1 protein-coding gene is annotated in these 608 nt (G+C 55.3%); it reads right to left on the bottom strand.

Annotated features, from left to right (window positions below):
* On the bottom strand, window positions 1–580 hold a 580-nt coding region (locus FKW31_RS13715), incomplete at its 3' end, for a transposase (RefSeq protein ID WP_193562084.1).
* Window positions 581–608: the final 28 nt, after the last annotated feature.

The following is a 608-nucleotide window of genomic DNA, read 5'->3' as shown; positions in this document are numbered from 1 at the left end:
GAAGATAGCAGTTATGGCCGTAATATCCATGAAAGGCGCGGCCTTCCTGATGGCCATGGATACGGTCATCGGTGGCATCCACATCCAGAACGATCCGGGCGGGTGCGCGCTCATGCTGGTCCATGAAAAGCGTCACGAACAGGGTAGCCAGGGCCTCATGATCAGCAATGATGCGGCAGTAACGATCTGCCTGCTGCCCACTGCGCTCCAACCGGTTCAGTGTAGATTTGCCAGCCAGTGCCGCACAGTTGGCCCGGCTTCCTGACAGACGTCCCGATACCAGACCCATGACAGGATCATGACGTAAAGCGTCATGGTCATTAAGGTCTTCATAGCCCAGTGCCAGGCCCATGATCCGCTGACGGACAAGGTCTTCAACCCGGTATTCCACAAAGGCAGGATGCCGCTCATCGCGAAAACATGCAGCAAAACGGCGACTGAACCCCAGACTATCATCGACCTGCTTTACCAGGATGACACCGCCATCCGAACTCATGCGACCCCCGTCAAAACGGGCTACAACACGCCGTCCATAGGAGGCTGGAAATTCATACGCGCCTGCGCTACACTCTGTCTGCATCGGGTTTTCTTATAGCTTACGAAAATTT

Origin of the sequence: Acetobacter sp. DmW_136, from assembly GCF_008690365.1 — a bacterium.
Taxonomy (GTDB): domain Bacteria; phylum Pseudomonadota; class Alphaproteobacteria; order Acetobacterales; family Acetobacteraceae; genus Acetobacter; species Acetobacter oryzifermentans.
The sequence above is the reverse complement of the archived record's forward strand: the minus strand, read 5'-3'. Positions and strand labels throughout refer to the sequence as shown.